Below are 277 nucleotides of genomic sequence, written 5' to 3' on the forward strand. Positions count from 1 at the left end.
GTACGGCTTTGCCGCGCTGGCCTTCGAGCAGTCCAGGTGCCGAAGCGATGTCGCTGGCTTGCCCGGGCGTGATGTGAAAGCGCAAGGGCCGGCCGAACGTGTCGGCGAGCATGTGAACCTTGGTCGTCAGCCCTCCTCGGGAACGCCCCAGCGCCTGATCCTTGGCCCCCAATTTTCCGCTCGCTGCCTGCTGGTGCGCGCGAACGATGGTGCTGTCGATCATCAGATCCTGGTTGTCCCGGTCGGCTGTCAGCGCCTCGAACACCCGCTCCCAGAC

1 protein-coding gene is annotated in these 277 nt (G+C 65.7%); it reads right to left on the reverse strand.

From position 1 onward, the window contains the following. The coding region (locus tag AC0IYH_RS31305; protein ID WP_471838108.1) for a transposase at positions 1 to 277 on the reverse strand (277 nt) is incomplete at both ends.

This window comes from Pseudomonas sp. AC463, assembly GCF_979253585.1.